The organism is bacterium (assembly GCA_035371905.1).
Lineage (GTDB): Bacteria > Ratteibacteria > UBA8468 > B48-G9 > JAFGKM01 > JAMWDI01.
Window position 1 is genome coordinate 1 of sequence record DAORXQ010000025.1, and the last position, 18,914, is coordinate 18,914.

Genomic DNA, 18,914 nt, shown 5'->3' on the forward strand with positions numbered 1-18,914 from the left:
TTTTATATAATTTTTTTATTTTTGTTTTTGATATTTAATTTTTCTTATGCAGGAGAGGTTGACATTTTAATGAAAAAGTTGATTGAGAAAGGAATAATTAGTAAAGACGAGGCAGAGCAAATAAAAAATGAAATAAAGAAAGAGAAAGAAAAGGAGAAAGAGAAATACGATTTTCTTAAAAATACAAAATTTTCAGGTGACATAAGAGTTAGATATCAAAATGAAGATATAGAAGGGAGTCCTGATAGAGATAGATATAGAATAAGGGCAAGATGGGGATTTAAAACAAAGATTTCTGAAAATACTGAAATAGGATTAAGATTGGCAACAGGAACTGGTGAACAAACTTCAACCAATCAAACATTTGGCGAAGCATTCAGTCAAAAAAGTTTTTGGTTGGATAGAGCATATTTGAAACACAATTTTAATGATTTTGGTTTAATTGCAGGTAAAATTGAAAATCCATTTTATACAACAGATATTATCTGGGATTCAGATATAAATCCTGAAGGACTTGCTTTTATCTACAAAAATCAAAAAGGTTTATTTATTAATTCTGGAATTTTTCCTTTGGCTGAATTTAAAAATTTAACAGATGACCCCTTTTTATATGGAATTCAATTGGGATATGGTAGTAAAATTGGAAATGAAGTAGAATTTAAAATTGCTACTTCTATTTATACCACAAAAAGTTTAAAAGGGAAAAAACAATCAGAAATTTCACCAAAATATGAGCCAAAGGGTAATACACTTGAAAGTAATGGTAAATATATATATGAATATAAACCATTTGATATTATATTAGAATTAACACCATTTAAAATTGCAGAAAAACCATTTACATTGTATGCTGATTACTTAAAAAATATTGAAAGTGGAGTTAGAGAGGATAAAGGATATCTTATTGGATTTTCTATAGGAAAATTAAAAGAAAAGAATGACTGGAAGTTTGAATATAATTACAGAAAAATTGATGCAGATGCTACATTGGCGATATTCTCAGATTCAGATATAAATGGAGGAGGAACTGATTTAAAAGGACATAAGATTGGATTTGTTTATCAAGTTAACAAAAATTCATCATTTGGTATAACATATTTCATAGGTAAATCACTTGGTGTAAATAGAACAGATAATAGAAATACACTTCAAATTGATTATTTAGTAAAATTTTAAAAAGGAGGAAAAGATGATAAAAAAAATATTTTTGGGATTAGTAATGCTTTTTGTAGGAATTGCAAAAGTTGAATCTCAGACAGAATTAGTGGGGGCAGGAGCAACTTTTCCATATCCTCTTTATTCTAAAATGTTTGATGAGTATTATAAAATTTATGGAGTAAAAATAAATTATCAATCAATAGGTTCAGGAGGAGGGATAAGACAATTAAAGGCAAAGACAGTTGATTTTGCTGGAAGTGACGCAATTTTATCAGATGAGCAACTTAAAGATTTTGATGATGAAATTTTACATATTCCAACATGTCTTGGTGCAGTTGTTATAACATATAATCTTCCTGTAGAAAAAGAACTTAAATTTACACCTGATATAATTTCAGATATTTACCTTGGTAAAATTACAAAATGGAATGATGATAAGATAAAAAAGGTAAATTCAAATGTTAATCTTCCTGATATGCCAATAATAGTTGTAAGAAGGTCTGATGGTAGTGGAACAACTTTTGTTTTTACTGATTATCTTTCTAAAGTTAGTGAAGAATGGAAAACAAAAGTTGGTAGAGGAACAAGTGTTAATTGGCCAGTTGGAATTGGAGGTAAAGGTAATGAGGGTGTTTCAGGAATTGTTAAAGGAACACCAGGTGCAATTGGATATGTTGAACTTACATATGCTTTGCAGAATAATCTACCTTTTGGAATTATTAAAAATAAATCTGGAAATTTTGTAAAACCATCTATTGAATCAATAACATTTGCATCAGATATAAAATTACCAGATGATATGAGAGTTTCAATTACAGATACAGAAAATAAAAATGGATATCCAATATCAGCATTTACTTATATACTTGTTTATAAAAATTTAAAAAATGCGAATGAAAAAATGAGTTATGAAAAGGCAGAAAATTTAGTAAAGTTGCTCTGGTGGATGACTCATGAAGGTCAGAAATATACAAAACCTTTAAATTATGCTCCACTTGGTAAAGAAGCAGTAAAAAAGGCAGAAAATTTGTTGAAAAAACTTCATTATGATAGTAAAATATTGATTAAATGACATCAGAAAAAGCCTATAAAACTTTACTTGGAATAATAGGAGGAGTCCTTATTATCGGACTCCTCCTATCTATTTTTTTTACTCTTTTTATCAATTCATTACCATCTATTAAAAGTTTTGGTTTTAAATTTTTTCTTGAAAAGACATGGGACCCTGTTTTTGGAAATTTCGGTGCTTTACCTTTTATAATAGGAACTTTATTGACATCTATAATTTCTCTTATAATTTCTATCCCATTTTCTCTTTCTGTTTCTCTTTTTGTTGGAGAGTTTTATAGAGATACCTTTTTATCAAAAATACTTGAAACACTTATAGGAATTCTTGCTGTTATTCCATCAGTAATTATTGGTTTATGGGCACTTTTTTATCTTACTCCAATTATAAGGAATATCCAGGCAAAACTTTCATTGCCTCCAACAGGAGTATGTATTTTTACTGCATCTTTAACTCTTTCAATTATGATTCTTCCATATGCAACTTCTGTGGGTAAAGAAGTTATAAAGCTTGTTCCAAATGATTTAAAAGAAGCGGGATTTTCTTTTGGAGCAACCAGTTATGAGGTTGTAAAAAAAATCGTATTTCCATATGCAAGAAGTGGTATTTTGGCAGGTTTTTTACTTTCTTTTGGTAGGGCAATAGGTGAAACAATGGCTGTTACAATGGTTATAGGAAATTCAAATTATATACCTAAAAATATTTTTTCCCCTGGAAATACAATATCTTCTGTAATTGCAAATGAATTTTTAGAGGCGGTTGAGAATATTCATATCTCTTCACTGATAGAACTTGCTTTAATTTTGTTTTTAATCACATTTATAATGAATTTTGTCGCAAATATAATAATAAAAAGAATGAGGGTGAAGATATGAAAATTTTTAAGGATAAAATTTTTAGATTTTTTGTGATATTTTTTTCTTTCCTTTCAATTGTACCACTTTTATTTTTCTTTTTTACAATTTTGAAAAAAGGATTTACCGCAATTAACTGGGAATTTTTAACTTCATTACCGAAACCGCCTGGAGAAATAGGAGGAGGGATTTTAAACGGAATTGTCGGTAGTTTCATTTTAATTTTTTTAGCATCTTTTTTTTCAATACCAACAGGTATTTTCCTTGGTCTTTTTCTCTATGAATTCAGTGATAAAAAATTTGGAGAATTTTGTAATACTTTAATAGATGTTCTTCAAGGAATACCATCAATTGTTATAGGAATTATTGCTTATTTATGGATAGTAAAACAAATGGACCACTTTTCCGCAATATCTGGAGCAATTGCTTTATCTTTAATCTTTTTACCTATTATTATAAAATCCACAAAAGAAAGTCTTCAAATGATACCATTTTCGCTAATAGAATCTTCTCTATCACTTGGTGCTACATATCCGAGGACAATTTTAAAAGTTATACTCCCTTGTTCTTTAAATGGTATTATATCAGGAATTTTAACTGGTATAGGAAGAATTGCTGGAGAAACTGCTCCATTGCTTTTTACTGCTTTTGGTAATCCTTTTCTTAATTTTAATATTTTAAAACCAGTAAGTTCTTTACCTCATTTAATTTTTGTATATACAATGAGTCCTTATGAAAACTGGCATAAACATGCATGGGGATGTGCTTTAATACTTGTAATTATTGTTTTATTTTTGAATTCTATAAGTAAAATAGGATTTAGAAGATGGAAAGTGAAATTATAAAGATTGAAGATTTTTCGGCAGGATATGGAAATTCAATAGTGATTAAAGATATTAATCTTGGAATTCTTAAAAATAAAATCACTGCAATTATGGGACCTTCAGGATGTGGCAAGACAACATTGATTAGATGTATAAATAGAATGCATGAGTTAAATAAAGATGCGTTTCATAAAGGTAATATTTATTTAGATGGAAAAAATATTTTTGAAATGAATACTGTTTTATTGCGAAGAAGAATTGGTATGGTTTTTCAGAAACCAAATCCTTTCCCTCATTTAACTATTTATGAAAATGTCCTTGCAGGTTATATAATAAATGGGATAAAATTAAGAAAAGAGGAAAGGGATAGAATTGTGGAAGAGACATTAAAAAAAGTTGCATTATGGGAAGAAGTCAAAGATAAATTGTATTTAAATGGAACTCAATTTTCAGGAGGGCAACAACAAAGATTATGTATAGCACGTGTTCTTGCATTAAATCCAGAAATTATATTACTTGATGAACCAACATCTTCTCTTGATCCTAAATCAACTATTGAAATTGAAAATCTTTTAGAAAAACTTAAAAATAATGTTACTATAATTATAGTCACTCATAATATTTCGCAGGCATCAAGAATTGCTGATTATGTTGCTTTTCTTTATCTTGGAGAGTTAATTGAATTTGGTAAAAGTGAAAAAATTTTTACTGCTCCTGAAAATCCAATAACAGAGGAATATTTAAGTGGTAAGTTTGGTTAATTTTGGGGGTGAATATGTTAGAGGATAAATTAAAGATTTTAAAACAAAAAATTATTGAATTTTCATTGCTGATAGAGAAAATGATTGATAAAAGTATAAAAGGAATAATAAATAAAAATGGAATAGATTTAAAAGAAGTGATAGAAAAACTTGAACCAATCGCAAATAAATTTGAGATTGAAATTGATGAGTTGTGTGCAGAAATAATTGCTCAATATGAACCGAAAGCAAAAAATTTAAGGATTGTATTGATGATTTTAAAGATAAATAATGATTTAGAAAGAATAGGAGACCATGCTGTAAATATTTCTGAAAGTGGATTATTTTTAATTGAAAAACCTGATGTGAAACCATTGATTGATATTCCAAGGATGGCAGATGAAACAATAAAAATGGTGAAAGATAGTATAAATTCATTTATTGAAGAAAATGAGAAACTTGCAAGAGATGTGTGTAAAAGAGATGATATTGTAGATAATCTAAAAGATCAAATTACAAGGGAACTTATAACATATATGATAGCTGATTATACTACAATTGAAAGGTCTTTACATCTTATAAGGATTGCACAAAATCTTGAAAGAATAGCAGACCTTTCAACAAATATAAGCGAGGATGTTATTTTTATGACAGAAGGTAAAATAATTAAGCATCATATTGAGGAAAACAAATGAAAAAAATATTATTTCTGTGTAGGGAAAATTCAGCAAGAAGTCAAATAGCAGAAGGGATTGTGAATTATTTTTATAAAGATAATTTTATTGCATTTAGTGCAGGTTCTATTGTTAAATTTGTTCATCCACTTGCAATTGAAGTAATGAAAGAAATAGGTATAGATATATCAAATCATAGAAGTAAATCAATAAAAGAGTTTCTGAATGAAGAATTTGATTATGTTATAACTGTTTGTGTAGGTGATAAAAAGGGATTATGTCCATTTTTCCCAGGAAAAACAAAGAAAACAATAGCATGGGAGATACCTGACCCTGCTGAAAAAAATGAGATAGAAGGATTTAGAAAAGTAAGAGATATTTTAAAAAGAAAAATTGATGATTTTATAAGCAAGGAGGAAAAATGATAGAAGGGAAGATTGTAAAAATAAGGTTTAAAAAATATTATCTTGAACAAAAATTGTGGGTTTTCATAGGGAGGGTTTTGAAATTTACAGAAAACTGGATTATGATTGAGGGGAAAGGTATTGTAGTTATAAAAGGCCAGGTAAGTCCTGTAGATATCGATAAAGAGAAAAGGATTATACTTATACCACGAGAAAATATTTCTCATATAAGGATTTTACCAGATGATTTTGATTTAGAAAAGATGGAGATTATTGAGAAAGGTTTGAGAATATTTGTTAAAATTCCAAATGGTCCTGATACAAGTATAAGTGAGATTTAAAAGGAGGTTTTATGGAAAATGGAATAAAGTTTGCAAAGGAATTTGAAAAGCATGGAGCAAATTTGTATATTGAAATTGGTATGAAGTCAGAAAATTTAATAACAAAAAAACTTTTTTATTCACTTGCAAAACAGGAAATTGAGCATCTTGAAATTATTGAAAATTTTGTATTAAGTGATGATTATAAAACTGAAAAAACTGAAATGATTGAGGAGGATCTCAAAGAGTTTTTTACCTCACTTAAAGAGAAAAATAAAATTGAAAGCAATATAGATGGATATAAAATGGCACTCGAAATAGAAAAAAAGGGATATTTACAATATGAAAAGTTTTATAATGAAGTAAAAAATGAAAAAGAGAAAAGATTATTTAAATTCTTAATGGAGCAAGAAAAATCACATATTGAGGCAATTATAAATGTATACTCTTATTTGACTGAAACAGGCGATTGGTTTGAAAAGGAAGAAAGTAAAATCTGGAACTGGATGAATATGTAATGTTAAATAAATTTTATAACTTTACTCCTTTGCTTCAGTCCTTTTATGGTGGTCTTTTTACCTGGTTTATTACTTTGCTCGGTGCATCTATTGTATTGTTTAATAGAAAACCGAATAGAAAATTTTTTGACTGTATGCTTGGTTTTGCTGGTGGGATAATGCTTTCTGCGAGTTTTTTTTCTCTTATTCTTCCATCTATAGAATATTCAAAAAATTTAAATATCCCTCAATGGTTTCCAGTTTTAATTGGATTTTTATTGGGTAGTTTTTTTCTTTTTGGACTTGATAAATTGATTCCCCATTTACATTTAAATACAAATATTTCAGAAAAAGAGGGGATAAGAAAGCAATTACCGGTTTATTTTTTGTTTGTTTTAGCAATTGTAATTCATAATATTCCAGAAGGTATTTCTGTTGGAGTGTCTTTTGGTTCTTTGAAATACTTAAAAAGTAAGGAAACATTTTCTTCTTCTATTTCACTTGCTTTTGGTATTGGTATTCAAAATTTCCCTGAGGGACTTGCAGTGAGTTTACCTCTTTTAGCATCAGGATTGAGTAAAAGAAAAAGTTTTTTTTATGGTCAACTTTCAGGAATTGTTGAACCAATTTTTGCTATCATTGGAGCTTTACTCACTTCAATTTATTTTAAAATTTTACCTTTTGCTTTATCTTTTGCCGCAGGTGCTATGATTTATGTAATAATTGAAGAAGTCATTCCAGAAACTCAAAAAGCAGAAAATACTGATATTTCAACGATTTTTTTTATAATCGGGTTTTTAATTATGATGATTCTTGATACTTTTATAAAGTAAATATTAAAAATCAGGGACTTTATAGCCAGATTCTTTTAACATATCAAATAATAGTTTTCTTTTTTCGTTATATTCCGGTAGAAACAGTTCTTTACAGTTAATAATGTTTTTTTCTTCATTTATAACTTTAAAAGAAAAAGCAAGACAGGAATTTTCACCACATTTTTTACAGTTTTTTTGAGGAAGTAATTTATAGACATGTAATACCTCAAGTTTATCTTTTCTTGTATAATCAGGTTTAATTTTATCTTTATTTTTAATACAGTATTCAATTTCTTCTTTTAACCACTTTATTATTTCTCTCGCACCATTTTCATCCTTAATTTTCCCAGCAGATATTTTATGGGGGTAAATTGTAATAATCCCTTCTTCATTTGTAATTGTTAAACATTTTCCTTCGTGGTTATATATTGCTTTTGGTAAAACTACATTTAAGTATGGAAGAATCTCTGATATATCTTCATCAATAGAAGCAATAAATCTGATTTTTTCCGGGTCAGCGATACATGGTAATATTTTTTCAATTGTTATATTCATTTCTGATTTTTTTCAATATCTTTTTCCCATGCATAACTTGTTTTACAGTGGGATTTTTCTCTTTTTTTGAGAACGATGTAAATCTTTTTCAAAAATTTCAGCGCTTCCTCTTTGTTATTATCAAGAACAATTCTGGTAATATAAACTATATCTTTTTCTTCAAATTCAATAACCTCTTTTCTCATATTAAATTGAGTTCTTTTAATTTTTTCTTTATTTCATCAGCTTTCATATAATTTGATTTAAACACAACTTCACCATTTTTGTTAATAAAGATTAAACACGGGTCTTTCAATGTTTTCAAATATTCTGCATAATTTTTAATTATATCAAGATTATAGTCATCAAGGTCATTTCCTACATACCATTTTATTCCCTTTTCTTCAACCCAGATTTTCAAATCTGTTGTTGAACAACTTGAAAGAGTTATGCCAATAATTGTTAAATTTCCGTCTTTACATTTTTTGCCCTTACACATTTCATTACATATTTTTTTGAGTTCTTCAATCTGGTTTAAAGTACCTGGAGCAGTTCTTCCGCCACAATAAATTTTGAAGAAATTAAGAACAACAATTTTACCTTTGAATTGAGAAAGAGAAAAAGTTTCACCATAAGGGTCTTTTAAATTAAAATCAGGTGCTTTATTAGTTTTTGCAAAAGAGAAAAGAAAAAAAAGAGTAAAAAGTATAATTAGTTTTTTCATTTTTTGCCTCCAATTAATGTATTAATTTTAGGTCCATAAACTATAAAAAGAATTCCAAACAAAATTATAATAATTCCGAATATCTTTATAATCAAATCGCCTTTTCTTGCTGTCTTTTTTGTTATGTTTGTCCTTACCGTACCGGATAAAGCAGAAAGAGGAATAACAGGAAATCCATGTCCGAGTCCAAAAAGAAAAAGCAAAAATCCACCTTTTAATATACTTATTTCCTGAGCCATAACTAAAATAGCAACAGGCATAATTAAAGAAGTAGCACAGGGAGCCCATCCGAGAGAGAAAAGTATTCCAAATAAAAATGATGTTAAAAGTTTTGAATATTTGTTTAAAGATAAAATTGAAAAACCAAATCTCTGAAAAAAATTCAATGACCCTGATGTTTTCTTTTTTTTAAAAATACCAAGATTTAGAAGTCCAAAAAATATCAGAAGGATTCCTGAGATTAAATAAAAATAATGAGAAAATTTTAAAAGTTGTCCAATTTTAGAGATAAATATACCAAGTATGAAAAATACAAGAGACATACCGAGGGTAAAAAAAATCCCTATATATATTCCGTTTTTTATACTTTCTTCCTCGCTTATTATAAAAGACAAAACAGCAATTAATATCGCAATAGAGCAGGGTGATAAACATGTAATAATTCCAAGTATAAAACTGCCAATATAACTTATATTTTCCATATCATAATTATTTCTCCTTTTCTAACATTTTTTTTATATCTGACATTTTCGGAAAACTGATTGCTTCTCCATTACATAGGTTTGCACAGGCAGAACATCCAACCACGCAATTGTATGGATTTTTAACTATGGGTTTATTCTTTTCTTCATCCCATTCATAAACACCATTTTTACAGAAGTTATAGCATTCCTTACAACCAATACATTTTTCATAATCAACAGTAGGAAACCATGGTATCTTTTCTCTTGGTATATTTTTAAACATTTTTCCCTCCCTGTTTTTCATATTTTTCTCTAACTTTTTTTAACATCATTTTTAACTCTTCTCTTGTTGGAAAACTTATTGCTCCAAATGGACACTGAAATTTACAAGATTCATCTCCGACATTACATTCATAGGGCTGAGACACAATAACTTTTTGGTCATTTTCATTTTTTGAAAATACTTTAAATGGACAGAAATTTACACAATGATAACCGCATTCTTCGGGTTTACATTTTGAATAATCAATTTTGGGAAACCAGTCAATTTTTTTTCTTGGCAGTCCAGTATATGTACTTCTATCTTTCTCCATATATTTTTCTCCTTTTTTGTATTTTCATTTTATGCTTTCAACTGCTTCCTTAACTTTTTTCATTGCTTCTTCTGTTGGCATATTTCTTAAATCAAGAGAAATAACCTGTTTATCATAATCACCACCTGCTTCCATAAAAGCATCTTTGAACATTTTTCTCTGCATCTTAGGGTCACACGCACCAATAACATACTTAACATCCGGTTTTATATAATCCTTAATAAATCTGTCTCCATCATCTACACAGAGTTGCGGATGAACTATAGCATACTCAACATCTAATTCATTTCTTACAAAATTTATTAAAGACCATAAATCTAAACTTTTAAACCCAGGACACTGTCCTGTACAGATACACATAATAAATCTTGGCTTCATTTTAATACCTCCTTTTTTATTTTCTAAGTAATTTTTTGACTTCTTCTTTTGACGGAATTTTACCGGCAAAAACGACCTTTCCATCAATTACTATTGCAGGCGTTATTGTAACTTTATATTTTGGAAATTCTTTTATATCATAAAGATGAGAAACATTTGCTTCAATTTTTAATTCTTCCACAACTTCTCTAACAACTTTTTCTACTGCCTGACATTTTGGACATCCAGCACCAACAATTAAAATTTCCATATCTTCCTCCTTTTTATTTCAATATAAAATTACCAAAAAACCATCCTACAAATGTTCCACAAAAAACAATTGTTATAACATAAACTATTGCTTTTTTTACACCAAAAACTTTTGAAATTGCTATCCAGTTAGGTAAACTCAATCCAGGACCTGTTAAAAGTAAAGCAAGAGCAGGACCTTTTCCCATTCCGAGTTTCATTAAAGTGTCAACAAATGGTGCTTCTGTTAGAGTTGCAAAATAAGTTGTTGCTCCAATTAAAGTTGCAAAAAAACTGCTTCTTAAACTATTTCCACCAAGAAATCTCTCAATCCAGTTTGAAGGTAAAATTTTTCCTATAATTCCAACGATAAAAACACCGATGAGTAAAAGAGGGAAAATCATTCTGACAAAAAATAATGTTTCTCTTAACCAATCTTTAATTTTTTCCTTTTCAATTTTTTTAAAAGCAAAAATTGCCACAAAAAGGGTAAAGATAAACCATACAATAACTTTTTTCCAGTAAGGACCTTTTTGAACAATATAGTTTGGTGCAAGCAGGGATAAAAGTATTAAAATCAGAAGAATTAAGTAATTCCTTTCAATTATTTTTTTTTCTGGTTCTTTTTCTAATTTTATCTCTTCTATTTTTTCTTTTCTGAAAACAAAACTCATAACACTTCCAACTACAAAAGCCATTATTAAAGCACTTATAACTCTTGAAATGACTATCTGGCCTCCGATAATAGTTCCTGTATAAATTAAAGATAGTATATTTGATGAAGGAGCAACCCAAAGAACTATAAAAGCAGAACCAATTCCAGCGCCTGTATAATAAAGACCACTTGCAACAGGAATTACTGTACAAGAACACGCTGCAATAAGAAAACTTGAAATACCTGCAATAGAGAATGACTTTATTTTATTGACTTTTTCTCCAAGGTAATTTATTATTATTTCTTTATTTATAAAACTTACCATTCCACCTGCAAGTAAAAATGCAGGAATAAGACAGGTTAAAACATGAGTTGCAATATAATCTTTAAGTGCTAAAAATCCCCCAACAATAATTTCTTTTATCATTTTATTTTCTCCTTATACCTATTACACATTTTCCATTTTCTCTTAAATTTAATCTTTTTTTCAGGCATTCAATCTCTTCTTTAAATATATTTTCTGGGATAGAATTGATGGTATTGAGTAAAGATAGTAAAAATCTATCCTCTGATTTTGTGAGTGAATACATAACAAATTTACCTTCTCTTTTTTCTTCAACAATTCCTGCATATTTCAAAATTTTCAAGTGTTTTGATATATTTGTTTGATTTTCTTTTAAACAATCCATAATTTCACACACACATAGAGGAACTTCTGATTTCAAAAGTAATTTCACAATTTTCAACCTTGTTTTTTCTCCAACTGTCTTAAAAATTTCTGTATATTTTTCCATTTTCATTTTCTCATATGACCATATATTCATATATTATAATCTACAATAAATAAATGTCAATACCTATAGAAAAATTGACATTGGAAAATTTAAAGTGTAAAATTTATAAAGTTTAATCAGGGGCCGTAGTTCAGCGGACCAGAATGCCAGACTGTCGATCTGGAGGTCGCGGGTTCGAATCCCGTCGGCCCCGATTTTTTTCCAAAGGATAAAAAATGGATTATAAAAAATACTGGCATACAACTTCTCATATAATGGCTCAGGCTGTTAAACGGTTATTTCCCGAAGTAAAATTAGGTACCGGTCCTGCCATTGATAAAGGTTTTTATTATGATTTTTACAGGGATAAACCATTTACTCCGGAAGATTTAGAAAAAATTGAAGAAGAGATGAGAAAGATAATTAAAGAGAATTTTGAAATAGAAAGATTTGAAAAGAACAAAAAAGAAGCAGAAGAAATTTTAAAAAATGAGCCATTTAAACTTGAAATTCTTAAGGATATTAATAATGAGATTGTTTCTTTTTACAAGCAGGGAGAGTTTATAGATTTATGTGAAGGGCCTCATTTAAATTTTACAGGAGAGGTTAAATTTTTTAAACTGCTTTCAGTTTCGTCAACCTATTGGAGAGGAGACGAAAATAGAGAGAGTATGCAGAGAATATATGGGATATCTTTTGAAACTAAAGAAGAACTTGATGAATTCCTGAAATTTATAGAAGAGGCAAAGGAAAGAGACCATAGGATTCTCGGGAAAAAACTCGACCTTTTCAGTATTCATCCAGAATATGGACCCGGTCTTATCTTTTGGCATCCAAAAGGAGCAATTATAAGAAAAATTATTGAAGATTTCTGGAAAGAGGTTCATTTAAAAAATGGTTATGAACTTGTTTATACTCCACATATAGCGGATATTTCTTTATGGGAGAAATCAGGACATCTTTCTTTTTATAGTGAATATATGTTTCCAAGAATGGAAATTGAAAATGGTAGAATGTATCAATTGAAACCAATGAATTGTCCTTTTCATATACAGATTTATATGAGTAAAATCAGAAGTTACAGGGACCTGCCTATTAGATGGGCTGAACTTGGAACTGTTTACAGATATGAAAAACCCGGTGTTTTACACGGATTATTGAGGGTTAGAGGTTTTACTCAAGACGATGCTCATATTTTTTGTACACCTGAACAACTTGAAGATGAGGTTTGTAAAATAATAGAACTTGTATATTTTTTTCTAAGCAGTTTTGGATTTAAGGATTACAGAGTTTTTTTGTCTACAAGGCCTGAAAAATTTGTGGGAACAGTTGAAAACTGGGAGAGAGCAACAAAAGCACTTGAAAACGCTTTAAAAACAAAGAATATAAATTATGAAATAGACCCTGGAGAAGGTGTATTTTATGGTCCAAAAATTGATATAAAAATAAAAGATTGTCTTGGAAGAGAATGGCAGTGTTCAACAATCCAAATTGATTTTAATATCCCTGAAAAATTTGAAATTAAATATATTGATAAGGATGGAAATTTTGAAACACCCATAATGATACACAGGGCAATTCTTGGTTCTCTGGAAAGATTTTTTGGAATTTTAATTGAACATTATAAAGGTAATTTTCCTTTATGGCTTGCCCCTGAACAGATAAGAATTTTACCGATTGCGGACAGGCATAACGAATTCTGTCTTAATTTGAAGAAAAAATTAGAAGAAGATTTTAGAACAGGAGTTGATTTGAGAAATGAAAAAATAAATAAGAAGATTAAAGAAGCAGAAGACGAGAAAATCCCTTTTATGATAATTATTGGTGATAAAGAAATTAAAGAAAATAAACTTTCAGTGAGAAAGCATGGTAGTGGTATGCTTGGATATTTTACTCTGGAGGAAGTTGTAGAAATTATAAAAAAAGATATTCAATTACGAAAAAGGTTATTTTGAAGTTAAAAATTCATTAATTAAAATTTCAATTTTTTAGTGTTTTGAAGTATTCAACAATTTTATCCGGATTGATCTCTGTTATTTTCCCTGTTTTTCTTTCTTTTATTTCTACTTTATCATCTTTTATTTTTTTACCTATTATAATTTGATATGGAAAACCACAAAGGTCTGCATCCTTGAATTTTACACCTGCACTTTCATCTCTATCATCAAAAATGACATCAAAACCATTTTCCTTAAGTCCATTATAAATTTTTTCACTTGTATTTACGATTTTATCATCTTCTTTGTTTGTTAATATAATATCAGCCAGAAAAGGAGCGACAGAAATAGGCCAGATAATGCCATCTTTATCGTAATTTCCTTCAATTATTGCGGCGACTATTCTGCTGACTCCTATTCCATAACAACCCATATATATTGGTTTTTCTTTTCCATCTCTATCCACAAAATATGCTTTCATAGATTTACTGTATTCAAGTCCGAGTTTAAATATATGACCTACTTCAAGTTCACTGCATTCTCCATCTGCCACAAATTCTTCTGAAAATTTTCCTCCTATAACGCCACTTTCTGCTTCTCTGATAGTAAATTTTAGTCCACATCTTTCAAATATTTTTTTATATGCTTCTTTCATTAAAATATATGATTTATCAAGTCCCTCTTCATTAATATCAAAACTGTATGCATCTTTCATTAAAAATTCTCTTGACCTTATTATTGAAAACCTTGGTCTTATTTCGTCTCTGAATTTTGTCTGGATTTGGTATAAAATTATGGGTAACTGTTTCCAAGATTTTATGTATCTCCTAACTATGTCAGTTATAACTTCTTCATGTGTAGGGCCAAAAATCATTTCCCTTTCATGCCTGTCAATAAATTTAATCATATCTTTTCCCATTTTATCAAGACGACCTGTTTCTTTCCATAAAGTAGCAGGTTGTAAAGAAGGCATAAGTAATTCTATTGCTCCTGAGTTGTTCATCTCTTCCCTGACTATATTTTCAACTTTTCTTAAAACTTTTAAACCAAGGGGTAAGTATGTATAAACTCCAGAAGCAAGTTTATCTATTAAACCTGCTCTTATTAATAATTTATGACTAATGGTTTCTGCCTCTTTTGGTGCTTCTTTTTGAGTGGGTATAAAGTATTTACTCCATTTCATTTTTTTCTCCTGTTTTTAAAGAAAAAATTATACAATATTTTTTTATTTCTGAAAACTCAAGATATTTAATTAAAAATATTTATTTTTTCCTATAAAGTTTTCCTGGTAATTCCTCAATCAATCCTTTTATCTGAAGATTTGTTAAAAGAGACAACAAAATATTTGGTTCTATTTTTGTTTTCATTTGTATTTCTTCAATACTTGATGTCTGTTCAAGTACACTTAAAATATTTTTTTCTTCTTCTGATTCTAAAATAATTTTCTCTTTTTTGTTTTCTATATTTTCTATTTCTATATTCATTGTTTCAAGTATATCCTTAACATCTTCAATTAAAATTGCTCCTTCTTTCAAAAGTTTATTTGTTCCTTTAGAATAAAGGGTGTCAACTCTTCCCGGTAAAGCAAAAACATCTTTTCCCTGTTCAAGAGCAAAATTTGCAGTAATTAAAGCACCACTTTTTGGACCTGCTTCTATTACAATTAAACCTTTTGAAAGGCCTGAAATTATTCTATTTCTTTTAGGAAAGTTGTATTTTTCCGGTAAAGTATAAGATGGAAATTCTGTTATTATGGCTCCATTTTTTATCATATCTTTTTCAAGTTTTTTATTTTCCGGTGGATAAAAATTTTTAAATCCTGAACCCATTACACCTACTGTTTTTCCATTTGCTCTAATTGCTCCTATATGAGCAGAAGTATCTATTCCTCTTGCAAGACCACTTACAATTATAAAACCATAAGAAGCAAGTTCAAAAGCAAATTTTTCCGCCATTTTTAAACCATAAACAGAAGGATTTCTTGTTCCCACAATACTTATTGAGGGAGCATTTAAATCTAATTTCCCTTTAAAATAAATTAAAAATGGTGGATCATAAATTTCTTTAAGTAAACTCGGGTAATTTTTATCGTCTATCGTTATAATATTTATTCCTTCATTTTCAATATATTTAATTTCTTCTTCTAACGGTAATTCTTCCCATCTTTCTATTTTTTCTGCAATGTTTTTTGATAATCCAAGTTCTATTAATTTTTTTGTATTCAGTTTGAAAATTTCTTCAACTCTTTTAAGTTCTTCAAGTAATTTTTTGAGTTTTACATAAGAAATTCCGATAAGATTTAATGCTATCCAGTAAATTTTTTCATCCATTTTCAAAAAGAAGTAGGGTCAAATAATTTCTGATATTCACTTAAAGCAAATCTATCAGTCATACCTGCAATATAGTCACAAATAACAATTTCTTTTGGTTCTTTTTCTATTTTCTTTTGAATGTGATAGGGCAACTGTCTTGGTTCATTATAATAAGCATAAAATAGTTCCCTTATAATTCTTCCTCCTTTTTCTGTCATCCTTATAACTTTAGGATGTTTATACATTTTTTCTTCAAGAAATTTTTTCAATTCAGCATGTTGAGTTCTAACTTTTTCAGAGTTTTTCACTATAATTTCTGAATTTCTAACGTCTTCAACAGATTGTGGATTTATTTTTGACAGATTTTTCTTTGTTTCTTCAATCAAATCTACTACAAGATAGTTTATGAGATTTCTTATCATTATATGTCTTTTATGTTTTTCCGGTTGTTTATCTAAATCACTTATTCTTTCTATTTCTTTCCATAATTCAACATCCTCTACATCCTTATAAGTTATTATTTCGGATTTAATACCGTCATCAAGGTCATGACAGGTATAAGCAATTTCATCTGCAATATTTACAATTTGTGCTTCAATAGTAGGGGATTTAAATTTTATAAATTCTTCAAACTCTTTACCTATTAGTGGAATATCATAACTTGTCATGTGTTTTATTATTCCCTCCCTTACTTCATATGTTAAATTCAATCCCGGAAAATCCGGATATCTTTCTTCAAGATAGTCCACTATTCTCAAACCCTGTCTATTATGTTCAAAACCCGGAAAACCATGTAATTGCATTATTTCATTTAAAACAGATTCTCCTTTATGACCAAAAGGTGTATGCCCGAGGTCGTGTGCAAGAGATATTGCTTCAACTAAGTCCTCGTTAACCTTCAGTTCTCTTGCTATGGTTCGTGCAATTTGCTGAACTTCAAGGGTATGGGTTAATCTGTTTCTGTAATAGTCACCTTCATGATATATAAAAACCTGTGTTTTATATTCAAGCCGTCTGAATGCTGTTGAATGAATTATTCTATCCCTATCTCTCTGGAAAGGGGTTCTCATAAAATGTTCTTCTTCTTTGTATTTTCTTCCTAAAGTTTTAAAACTAAAAACCGCATATTTCTCAAGTATATATTTTTCTCTTTCTTCAAAATTTTTTTTCATTTTGAACTGGTAAATAATTTAATGGGTCAACATTTGTCCCATCTATAATAATTTCAAAATGTATATATCTTTTTTTTTGTGTTCCTGATTTTACTGTACCAATGACATCACCCTTTTTTACTTTATCACCATTTCTTACTTTTATTTCAAGGTCATGTGCATATACAGTATATATAGTAGATGAATTTTTAATTATTATGGTTTCATCATACTTTTTTGTATTTCCTACAAAAACAACTTCTCCATCAATAGAAGCAACGACATTTGTTCCTGGTTCAACCATTAAATCTATTCCCTTATTTCCAAGTTCTCCAAACTTACAGATTATTTTTCCTTCCACTGGCCAGATAAAAATACTTTCTTTGATAATTTTTGTTTCTTGTTCTGGTGTTTTTACTTCAGGTGATTGTACAGGTTGAATCTGAATATCAGAAGGTGGTAAAAGGGCATAAGATGGTTGTTTTTTATTTGTCCCAGGGATAAGTAATTTTTGCCCAACGCTTATACTTTCACTGTCAAGGTTATTCGCTTTTTTTATTCTTTCAACTCCTTCTTTAATTTTCTCAACAGTTTCTCCTTCATAATAATATTTTGATATTCTGAACAAATTTTCTCCTTTTCTTACCTCATGGTATGTAAAACTTTCTTTTTCAGGTTTTGTAGCCACAGTTACTGCACAGCCATAAATCAAAAATAAAAAAAACCCTATTTCAAGTTTTTTTAACAATTTCATTTTTTTTGAAAATTAACCATAAGTTTTTATTTTTTTCTTTTTTGAATTTAAGTAGAATATATTTACCTTTTATTTTTTCACCTTTTAATTCAATTTCTATCTTATTTTTCTCATTTTTTATTAGTTTATATTCTCCTTTATCCCATATTTTAACTTTTCCTGCACCATAATAACCTTCTGGAATTTCTCCTTCAAAATCAGAATATTCAATAGGATGGTCTTCAACTTCAACAGCGAGTTTTTTATCATTTTGACTGGTTGGAATTTCTTTTGGTATAGCCCATGATTTTAAAACTCCATTTATTTCAAGTCGTAAGTCAAAATGATGATAAGTAGCGAAATGCTCTTGAATAACAAAAATCATTTTATTTTTCCTTTTGTAGGACAGATCTTATATAAAGGGCAATTTTTACAATCAGGATTTTTTGCCTTACAGATATTTCTTCCAAAAAGTATCAATCTAAAAGGAAAATCAATCCATTTTTCTTTTGGTATTATTTTCATTAAATCTTTCTCTATTTTTTCAGCATCTGTATTTTTAGTTAAACCAAGCCGCTGGGAAACTCTTTTTACATGCGTATCAACAACAATTCCTTCTGCTTTTCCAAATGCCTGGGATAGAACAACATTGGCTGTCTTTCTTGCTACACCTGGTAGATTAATCAACTCTTCCATTTTATCTGGAACTTTTCCTTCAAATTCCTTAACAAGTATCTCGCTTAATTTTTTAATATTTTTTGCTTTATTTCTGTAAAAGTTTACTGATTTTATTTCATTCATTATTTCTACTATGTCAGCCTTATTAAAATCAAAGGGTGTTTTGAATTTTTTAAAAAGCGA

General features: G+C 28.8%; 27 protein-coding genes and 1 tRNA gene. 12 read left to right on the top strand and 16 right to left on the bottom strand.

The window, feature by feature from the left end; genetic code table 11:
- The 10 genes from PKV21_04195 to PKV21_04240 form a co-directional block, all read left to right on the top strand.
- Nucleotides 1-1,176: putative porin (locus PKV21_04195; GenBank protein HOM26690.1), on the top strand; the 1,176-nt coding region annotated here is incomplete at its 5' end.
- 13 nt (nucleotides 1,177-1,189) lie between these two features.
- Entirely contained in the window at nucleotides 1,190-2,230 is a 1,041-nt protein-coding gene (gene pstS, locus PKV21_04200) for a phosphate ABC transporter substrate-binding protein PstS (protein HOM26691.1), read from the top strand.
- Nucleotides 2,227-3,099, top strand: coding sequence for a phosphate ABC transporter permease subunit PstC (gene pstC, locus PKV21_04205; GenBank protein ID HOM26692.1), 873 nt, complete (start codon nucleotides 2,227-2,229; stop codon nucleotides 3,097-3,099). The genes pstS and pstC overlap by 4 nt, the downstream gene beginning before the upstream one ends.
- Nucleotides 3,096-3,923, top strand: a complete 828-nt coding sequence (gene pstA, locus PKV21_04210) for a phosphate ABC transporter permease PstA (GenBank protein HOM26693.1) — start codon at nucleotides 3,096-3,098, stop codon at nucleotides 3,921-3,923. The genes pstC and pstA overlap by 4 nt, the downstream gene beginning before the upstream one ends.
- Nucleotides 3,905-4,663, top strand: a complete 759-nt coding sequence (locus tag PKV21_04215) for a phosphate ABC transporter ATP-binding protein (GenBank protein HOM26694.1) — start codon at nucleotides 3,905-3,907, stop codon at nucleotides 4,661-4,663. The genes pstA and PKV21_04215 overlap by 19 nt, the downstream gene beginning before the upstream one ends.
- 14 nt (nucleotides 4,664-4,677) lie before the next feature.
- Nucleotides 4,678-5,337: a phosphate signaling complex protein PhoU gene (gene phoU / locus PKV21_04220; protein HOM26695.1), complete on the top strand. Its 660-nt coding sequence runs from the start codon at nucleotides 4,678-4,680 to the stop codon at nucleotides 5,335-5,337.
- Nucleotides 5,334-5,741 carry an arsenate reductase ArsC gene (locus PKV21_04225; protein HOM26696.1) on the top strand — a complete coding sequence of 136 codons (408 nt, stop codon included), beginning with the start codon at nucleotides 5,334-5,336 and terminating at the stop codon, nucleotides 5,739-5,741. The genes phoU and PKV21_04225 overlap by 4 nt, the downstream gene beginning before the upstream one ends.
- Nucleotides 5,738-6,061: a hypothetical protein gene (locus PKV21_04230; protein ID HOM26697.1), complete on the top strand. Its 324-nt coding sequence runs from the start codon at nucleotides 5,738-5,740 to the stop codon at nucleotides 6,059-6,061. The genes PKV21_04225 and PKV21_04230 overlap by 4 nt, the downstream gene beginning before the upstream one ends.
- Nucleotides 6,062-6,072: 11 nt before the next feature.
- Nucleotides 6,073-6,558: a ferritin family protein gene (locus tag PKV21_04235; GenBank protein ID HOM26698.1), complete on the top strand. Its 486-nt coding sequence runs from the start codon at nucleotides 6,073-6,075 to the stop codon at nucleotides 6,556-6,558.
- Nucleotides 6,558-7,370: a ZIP family metal transporter gene (locus PKV21_04240; protein HOM26699.1), complete on the top strand. Its 813-nt coding sequence runs from the start codon at nucleotides 6,558-6,560 to the stop codon at nucleotides 7,368-7,370. The genes PKV21_04235 and PKV21_04240 overlap by 1 nt, the downstream gene beginning before the upstream one ends.
- Nucleotides 7,371-7,373: 3 nt before the next feature.
- Here PKV21_04240 and PKV21_04245 read toward each other — a convergent pair whose 3' ends face one another.
- From PKV21_04245 to PKV21_04290, 10 genes are read right to left on the bottom strand one after another with little or no spacing between them, the layout of a single operon-like run.
- Nucleotides 7,374-7,907 carry a (Fe-S)-binding protein gene (locus PKV21_04245; GenBank protein ID HOM26700.1) on the bottom strand — a complete coding sequence of 178 codons (534 nt, stop codon included), beginning with the start codon at nucleotides 7,905-7,907 and terminating at the stop codon, nucleotides 7,374-7,376.
- On the bottom strand, nucleotides 7,904-8,092 hold the full coding sequence (locus PKV21_04250; protein HOM26701.1) for a hypothetical protein: 189 nt from the start codon (nucleotides 8,090-8,092) through the stop codon (nucleotides 7,904-7,906). Before PKV21_04250 ends, PKV21_04245 begins: the two co-directional genes overlap by 4 nt.
- A complete protein-coding gene (locus PKV21_04255) occupies nucleotides 8,089-8,610 on the bottom strand; it encodes a redoxin domain-containing protein (protein HOM26702.1) in 522 nt (173 codons plus the stop codon). Before PKV21_04255 ends, PKV21_04250 begins: the two co-directional genes overlap by 4 nt.
- Entirely contained in the window at nucleotides 8,607-9,311 is a 705-nt protein-coding gene (locus PKV21_04260) for a cytochrome c biogenesis protein CcdA (protein ID HOM26703.1), read from the bottom strand. The genes PKV21_04255 and PKV21_04260 overlap by 4 nt, the downstream gene beginning before the upstream one ends.
- A gap of 7 nt (nucleotides 9,312-9,318) precedes the next feature.
- On the bottom strand, nucleotides 9,319-9,576 hold the full coding sequence (locus PKV21_04265; protein ID HOM26704.1) for a 4Fe-4S binding protein: 258 nt from the start codon (nucleotides 9,574-9,576) through the stop codon (nucleotides 9,319-9,321).
- On the bottom strand, nucleotides 9,569-9,886 hold the full coding sequence (locus PKV21_04270; protein HOM26705.1) for a ferredoxin family protein: 318 nt from the start codon (nucleotides 9,884-9,886) through the stop codon (nucleotides 9,569-9,571). Before PKV21_04270 ends, PKV21_04265 begins: the two co-directional genes overlap by 8 nt.
- A gap of 24 nt (nucleotides 9,887-9,910) precedes the next feature.
- A complete protein-coding gene (locus tag PKV21_04275; GenBank protein HOM26706.1) occupies nucleotides 9,911-10,264 on the bottom strand; it encodes a hypothetical protein in 354 nt (117 codons plus the stop codon).
- Between the two features lie 16 nt (nucleotides 10,265-10,280).
- Nucleotides 10,281-10,514 (bottom strand): thioredoxin family protein, encoded by a 234-nt coding sequence (locus PKV21_04280; protein ID HOM26707.1) that lies wholly within the window; start codon nucleotides 10,512-10,514, stop codon nucleotides 10,281-10,283.
- Nucleotides 10,515-10,527: 13 nt separating this feature from the next.
- Nucleotides 10,528-11,574, bottom strand: coding sequence for a permease (locus PKV21_04285; GenBank protein HOM26708.1), 1,047 nt, complete (start codon nucleotides 11,572-11,574; stop codon nucleotides 10,528-10,530).
- A gap of 1 nt (nucleotide 11,575) precedes the next feature.
- On the bottom strand, nucleotides 11,576-11,941 hold the full coding sequence (locus PKV21_04290; GenBank protein ID HOM26709.1) for a metalloregulator ArsR/SmtB family transcription factor: 366 nt from the start codon (nucleotides 11,939-11,941) through the stop codon (nucleotides 11,576-11,578).
- Nucleotides 11,942-12,060: 119 nt separating this feature from the next.
- On the opposite strand from PKV21_04290, the gene PKV21_04295 reads away from it, so the two are divergent.
- Together PKV21_04295 and thrS are read left to right on the top strand one after the other, a co-directional pair.
- Nucleotides 12,061-12,134 (top strand) — tRNA-Asp (locus PKV21_04295).
- A 22-nt stretch (nucleotides 12,135-12,156) separates the two neighbouring features.
- Entirely contained in the window at nucleotides 12,157-13,875 is a 1,719-nt protein-coding gene (gene thrS / locus PKV21_04300) for a threonine--tRNA ligase (protein HOM26710.1), read from the top strand.
- A gap of 25 nt (nucleotides 13,876-13,900) precedes the next feature.
- Here thrS and proS read toward each other — a convergent pair whose 3' ends face one another.
- The 6 genes from proS to nth form a co-directional block, all read right to left on the bottom strand.
- Nucleotides 13,901-15,040, bottom strand: coding sequence for a proline--tRNA ligase (gene proS / locus PKV21_04305; protein HOM26711.1), 1,140 nt, complete (start codon nucleotides 15,038-15,040; stop codon nucleotides 13,901-13,903).
- Between the two features lie 79 nt (nucleotides 15,041-15,119).
- Nucleotides 15,120-16,187 carry a DNA-processing protein DprA gene (gene dprA / locus PKV21_04310; protein ID HOM26712.1) on the bottom strand — a complete coding sequence of 356 codons (1,068 nt, stop codon included), beginning with the start codon at nucleotides 16,185-16,187 and terminating at the stop codon, nucleotides 15,120-15,122.
- Nucleotides 16,188-16,189: 2 nt separating this feature from the next.
- Entirely contained in the window at nucleotides 16,190-17,341 is a 1,152-nt protein-coding gene (locus PKV21_04315; protein HOM26713.1) for a deoxyguanosinetriphosphate triphosphohydrolase, read from the bottom strand.
- Nucleotides 17,325-18,074: a LysM peptidoglycan-binding domain-containing M23 family metallopeptidase gene (locus PKV21_04320; GenBank protein HOM26714.1), complete on the bottom strand. Its 750-nt coding sequence runs from the start codon at nucleotides 18,072-18,074 to the stop codon at nucleotides 17,325-17,327. The genes PKV21_04315 and PKV21_04320 overlap by 17 nt, the downstream gene beginning before the upstream one ends.
- Nucleotides 18,052-18,438, bottom strand: coding sequence for a DNA polymerase ligase N-terminal domain-containing protein (locus PKV21_04325; GenBank protein HOM26715.1), 387 nt, complete (start codon nucleotides 18,436-18,438; stop codon nucleotides 18,052-18,054). The genes PKV21_04320 and PKV21_04325 overlap by 23 nt, the downstream gene beginning before the upstream one ends.
- Nucleotides 18,435-18,914 (bottom strand): endonuclease III (nth, locus tag PKV21_04330; GenBank protein ID HOM26716.1); only part of this gene is annotated, 480 nt, incomplete at its 5' end. The genes nth and PKV21_04325, both read right to left, overlap by 4 nt.

Coding starts and splice junctions, on each gene's coding strand:
- pstS (HOM26691.1), top strand. CDS start 1,190: ATGATAAAAAAAATATTTTTGGGATTAGTAATGCTTTTTGTAGGAATT.
- pstC (HOM26692.1), top strand. CDS start 2,227: ATGACATCAGAAAAAGCCTATAAAACTTTACTTGGAATAATAGGAGGA.
- pstA (HOM26693.1), top strand. CDS start 3,096: ATGAAAATTTTTAAGGATAAAATTTTTAGATTTTTTGTGATATTTTTT.
- PKV21_04215 (HOM26694.1), top strand. CDS start 3,905: ATGGAAAGTGAAATTATAAAGATTGAAGATTTTTCGGCAGGATATGGA.
- phoU (HOM26695.1), top strand. CDS start 4,678: ATGTTAGAGGATAAATTAAAGATTTTAAAACAAAAAATTATTGAATTT.
- PKV21_04225 (HOM26696.1), top strand. CDS start 5,334: ATGAAAAAAATATTATTTCTGTGTAGGGAAAATTCAGCAAGAAGTCAA.
- PKV21_04230 (HOM26697.1), top strand. CDS start 5,738: ATGATAGAAGGGAAGATTGTAAAAATAAGGTTTAAAAAATATTATCTT.
- PKV21_04235 (HOM26698.1), top strand. CDS start 6,073: ATGGAAAATGGAATAAAGTTTGCAAAGGAATTTGAAAAGCATGGAGCA.
- PKV21_04240 (HOM26699.1), top strand. CDS start 6,558: ATGTTAAATAAATTTTATAACTTTACTCCTTTGCTTCAGTCCTTTTAT.
- PKV21_04245 (HOM26700.1), bottom strand. CDS start 7,907: ATGAATATAACAATTGAAAAAATATTACCATGTATCGCTGACCCGGAA.
- PKV21_04250 (HOM26701.1), bottom strand. CDS start 8,092: ATGAGAAAAGAGGTTATTGAATTTGAAGAAAAAGATATAGTTTATATT.
- PKV21_04255 (HOM26702.1), bottom strand. CDS start 8,610: ATGAAAAAACTAATTATACTTTTTACTCTTTTTTTTCTTTTCTCTTTT.
- PKV21_04260 (HOM26703.1), bottom strand. CDS start 9,311: ATGGAAAATATAAGTTATATTGGCAGTTTTATACTTGGAATTATTACA.
- PKV21_04265 (HOM26704.1), bottom strand. CDS start 9,576: ATGTTTAAAAATATACCAAGAGAAAAGATACCATGGTTTCCTACTGTT.
- PKV21_04270 (HOM26705.1), bottom strand. CDS start 9,886: ATGGAGAAAGATAGAAGTACATATACTGGACTGCCAAGAAAAAAAATT.
- PKV21_04275 (HOM26706.1), bottom strand. CDS start 10,264: ATGAAGCCAAGATTTATTATGTGTATCTGTACAGGACAGTGTCCTGGG.
- PKV21_04280 (HOM26707.1), bottom strand. CDS start 10,514: ATGGAAATTTTAATTGTTGGTGCTGGATGTCCAAAATGTCAGGCAGTA.
- PKV21_04285 (HOM26708.1), bottom strand. CDS start 11,574: ATGATAAAAGAAATTATTGTTGGGGGATTTTTAGCACTTAAAGATTAT.
- PKV21_04290 (HOM26709.1), bottom strand. CDS start 11,941: ATGGAAAAATATACAGAAATTTTTAAGACAGTTGGAGAAAAAACAAGG.
- thrS (HOM26710.1), top strand. CDS start 12,157: ATGGATTATAAAAAATACTGGCATACAACTTCTCATATAATGGCTCAG.
- proS (HOM26711.1), bottom strand. CDS start 15,040: ATGAAATGGAGTAAATACTTTATACCCACTCAAAAAGAAGCACCAAAA.
- dprA (HOM26712.1), bottom strand. CDS start 16,187: ATGGATGAAAAAATTTACTGGATAGCATTAAATCTTATCGGAATTTCT.
- PKV21_04315 (HOM26713.1), bottom strand. CDS start 17,341: ATGAAAAAAAATTTTGAAGAAAGAGAAAAATATATACTTGAGAAATAT.
- PKV21_04320 (HOM26714.1), bottom strand. CDS start 18,074: ATGAAATTGTTAAAAAAACTTGAAATAGGGTTTTTTTTATTTTTGATT.
- PKV21_04325 (HOM26715.1), bottom strand. CDS start 18,438: ATGATTTTTGTTATTCAAGAGCATTTCGCTACTTATCATCATTTTGAC.